Source organism: Thermohalobaculum sp., assembly GCF_058622915.1.
Window position 1 is genome coordinate 1 of sequence record NZ_JBZSYN010000172.1, and the last position, 3,771, is coordinate 3,771.

The 3,771-nt window shown below is 64.8% G+C and carries 4 protein-coding genes; all 4 read left to right on the forward strand.

Going from position 1 to position 3,771, the window contains the following annotated elements:
* Positions 1-326: 326 nt before the first annotated feature.
* The 4 genes from AC32QD_RS13015 to tnpC all read left to right on the forward strand — a co-directional run bounded on the left by AC32QD_RS13015 (position 327) and on the right by tnpC (position 3,362).
* Complete coding sequence (locus tag AC32QD_RS13015; RefSeq protein ID WP_492010933.1) at positions 327-887, forward strand: sulfite exporter TauE/SafE family protein; 561 nt, start codon at positions 327-329, stop codon at positions 885-887.
* A 73-nt stretch (positions 888-960) separates the two neighbouring features.
* A complete protein-coding gene (gene tnpA, locus AC32QD_RS13020) occupies positions 961-1,410 on the forward strand; it encodes an IS66-like element accessory protein TnpA (RefSeq protein ID WP_492010934.1) in 450 nt (149 codons plus the stop codon).
* A complete protein-coding gene (gene tnpB / locus AC32QD_RS13025) occupies positions 1,407-1,760 on the forward strand; it encodes an IS66 family insertion sequence element accessory protein TnpB (protein WP_492010935.1) in 354 nt (117 codons plus the stop codon). The genes tnpA and tnpB overlap by 4 nt, the downstream gene beginning before the upstream one ends.
* A 69-nt stretch (positions 1,761-1,829) precedes the next feature.
* A complete protein-coding gene (tnpC, locus tag AC32QD_RS13030) occupies positions 1,830-3,362 on the forward strand; it encodes an IS66 family transposase (protein WP_492010936.1) in 1,533 nt (510 codons plus the stop codon).
* Positions 3,363-3,771: the final 409 nt, after the last annotated feature.

A 3,771-nucleotide genomic window follows, 5' to 3' on the forward strand; every position in this document is an offset into this window, starting at 1 on the left:
CCCGCAGCGAAGGGTCGGCCCATACCGGCCACGGTCCACGCGAGAGACGACGGTGCTGTAGGCCGTGAGCGTTAGGCGCGCGATCGTCGGGCTCGAAATGAGCTGCCGAGGCATGGGGTTTCTCCAATTTCGGAGGAGAACCTACGAAGCGCCTATTCCGCCTTCAACGCACCGAGGCGAGACGGTGGTGACCAAAGCGATGTTCCGGGCGGCCAATGGCAACTTCAATCGACCTCATGGGCCCGATTTGTCCTCGCTCAATGCGGGACGCGGCATTTTATTACAGGAGTAGTGCATGATTGCCCGCCCTCACCCGCGAGACCGGCATGCTGCACGACACGCTCGGCATCGATCTGTGGAACCTGCTGCTCGGCATCAGCGCCGGGCTCGCCTGCGGCTTCCTCAATGCCGCGGCATCAGCCGGTTCGGCCGTCGCGCTGCCCATGCTGATGGTTATCGGCCTCGACCCGCTCACCGCCAATGCCACCAACCGCGTGCCGGTGCTGATCGGCGCCGTGGCGGCCACCCTCACCTTCCAGCGCAAGAAGACGATCCCTTGGCCGCTCGCGGCCAAGGTCGGCATCCCGGTGACGGTGGGCGCACTCGGGGGCGCCACGCTGGCAGAGGCTGTGCCGGGCCGTGCCTTCGCGCTGATCGTCACCGGCGCGGTGCTGGTCGCCCTGCTACTGGTGCTGAGCAAGCTCAGAGAGGCGATCGAGTCGGCCGCCCCGCACACCCTACATTATCCGCCGCACGACGCCTTGCTGTTCCTTTTCATCGGCGCCTGGGTCGGCTTTATCTCAATCGACGGCGCCACCTATATGCTGCTCGCCTTGGTGCTGGCGGTGGGCCTGCCGCTGGTCGAGGCCAATGCGGTGAAGATGTAAGCGCTGTTTTGAAGGCACCTTCCAATCTGACGGGCTGAGTGGGATTGTCGATCTCTGAATCGGAGATCGGCTTGTGTCTAAGCTTGACGATATGATTGAGCCGGAGGCGGTATCCGTCCGTCGCCTGGAAGTGATCAGCGGGGCGGGTCGTCGGCGGAGCTTCTCAGACGAGTTCAAGACGCGGGTGGTGGAAGAGACGCTTGTGTCCGGCGCGGTGGTTTCGCGGGTCGCTCGTCGCCACGGACTGACGCCGCAGCAAGTGTTCACCTGGCGCAGGCAAGCCCGCGAGGCGTCGTCAGGCCAGGGCGATGGTGGAACGCCGATGTTTGTGCCGGCGGTGGTCGAGGCGGTTCCGTCGTCTGCCCCTGCCAAGCCAGCCGTGAAACCGGACCGCAAGAGCCGCGGCTATAACGCCAGCGCCATGATCGAGATTGAGATCAACGGTATGGTTATTCGGGTCGGCCGGGGCACGGACGCTGAGACGGTCGCGGCGGTGATCGCGGCGCTGAAGGCGACGACGTGATCGGGCCGACAGGCGCGGTGCGGGTGCTGGTGGCGACCAGACCGGTCGACTTCCGCAAAGGCGCCGAGGGGCTCGCCGCGCTGGTGCGCGAGGACATGAAGGCGGATCCGTTCTCGGGTGCGGTCTACGTGTTCCGGGCCAAACGGGCGGACCGGGTGAAGTTGGTGTTTTGGGATGGCACCGGGACGTGTTTGTTCGCCAAACGGCTGGAGGACGGCGCGTTCCGCTGGCCGAGCATGCAGGACGGCGTGATCCGGTTGTCGGCGGCCCAGTTCTCGGCGTTACTGGAAGGTCTCGATTGGCGTCGGGTGCATGCGATCGAGACGCCTGCACCTGTGGCGGCAAGCTGAACTGCGGCATTGTGAATCGCTGCCGTTGAGATGCTCGCTATCTGTCGCCGTTCATGATTCAGTTGCGTCATGACGGCTACGGTCGACACGCTTCCCGACGATCCCGAGGTGCTGAAGGCGATGCTGCTGGCATCGCAAGCACGCGCCGCGCGGCTTGAGCAGATCATCAAGGAACTGCAGCGCCATCGCTTCGGCCGCCGGGCTGAGAAGCTGCCGGAAGACCAGCTCCTGCTGGCACTCGAAGAGGTCGAGCAAGGCGCGGCCGATGGCGAGGCGGAGGCCGATGCTGCCGACCCGAGCGCGCGCCCCAGGCGCGCCGCCAAACGCCGGGCGAACCGGGGCTCTCTGCCGGCCCATCTGCCGCGCGTCGAGATGGTGGTCGATATCGAGGACCATGCCTGCCCGTGCTGTCACAACGCGCTGCATCGGATCGGCGAAGACGTCAGCGAGCGGCTGGATATCGTCCCGGCCCAGCTCCGGGTCGTGGTGGTCCGCCGGCCCAAGTACGGCTGCCGGGCCTGCGAGGAGGTCGTGGTGCAGGCACCGGCGCCAGCCAGGCTGATCGAGGGCGGGCTGCCGACCGATGCGACCGTCGCCCAGGTTCTGGTCTCCAAATATGCCGACCATCTCCCGCTTTATCGGCAGGCCCAGATCCATGCCCGCCAAGGCGTCAATCTGGACCGCTCCACCCTGGCCGACTGGGTCGGCCAAGCGGCCTTCACCCTGCGGCCAATCTACGACCGGCTCCTGGCGGCCCTGAAGAGCTCCACCAAGCTGTTCGCCGACGAGACCACGGCGCCGGTGCTCGATCCCGGGCGCGGGCGCACCAAGACCGGCCAGCTCTGGGCCTATGTGCGGGACGACCGGCCCTGGGGCGGAACCGATCCGCCCGGTGTCGCCTACGTCTACGCGCCTGATCGCAAAGCGGAGCGACCGAGCGCCCATCTGGCTGGCTTCAAGGGTATCCTTCAGGTCGATGGCTATGCCGGCTACCGGCCGCTCGCCGAGCGCGGCGACGTCGAACTCGCCTTCTGCTGGGCGCATGTCCGGCGGCGCTTCTACGAACTTGCCGCAGCCGGCCCGGCGCCGATCGCCAGCGAGGCGCTGGAGCGCATCGCCAAGCTGTACGCCATCGAGAGCGGCCTTCGAGGCCGCGGCGCCGAGGACAGACGCGCAGTTCGCCAGGAGCAGGCCAAGCCGCTCGTCGACGATCTGGAATCCTGGTTGCGCGCCAAGCTGGAGCTCATCAGCCAGAAGACCAAGCTCGCCGAGGCCATCCGCTATGCCCTGTCGCGATGGGCCGGTCTGACCCGCTTCATCGACGACGGCCGCATCGAAATCGACAGCAACGTCGTCGAGCGCTCCATCCGCCCGATCGCGCTAAACCGCAAGAACGCTCTGTTCGCCGGATCCGATGGTGGCGGTGAGCACTGGGCGATCATCGCCTCGCTGATCGAGACGTGCAAACTCAATGGCATCAATCCGCAAACCTATCTGACCGACGTCATCACCCGCATCGTCAACGATCATCCCAACAGCCGGATCGATGAGTTGTTGCCCTGGGCCTACGCCGCTGCACCAGCACTCAGGGACGTGGCCTGAGGACAGCGCTTACAATATGGCCGTGACTGCCGCGACTTGGCCGTCGTCGGTCAATCAATATGAGGATTGGTATTAGAGGAGATTAGACGCACAGATGGCACTGCTAACGATGCCAACTTGATAAGAAAAGTGCATTTCTTATCCGCAGCCTGGCCCAACCGCGATCTCGACGCCCTCATGCCCTGGAACTATCCGGCAAACGTCTGAACGGCCCCGCCTTCGCGCTTACACTAAATGAACTGCTGCCCGAAATGTAGGTAGCCCGATTCTCACCGACACAGTAGAGTCCCGACAAGTTGTCCGTGGCCTGCAGATACTGTTCGTCACACCAGCACAGTACTCGACGCGGTTGGATAAGGCGTTGAGTTGATTCATAAAAGCGATTCTTTGCCTGGCAGCGAAGGATCGC

What these genes read in the sequence shown, in the direction of transcription:
- AC32QD_RS13015 (WP_492010933.1), top strand. Translation starts at nt 327, where the DNA reads ATGCTGCACGACACGCTCGGCATCGATCTGTGGAACCTGCTGCTCGGC.
- tnpC (WP_492010936.1), top strand. Translation starts at nt 1,830, where the DNA reads ATGACGGCTACGGTCGACACGCTTCCCGACGATCCCGAGGTGCTGAAG.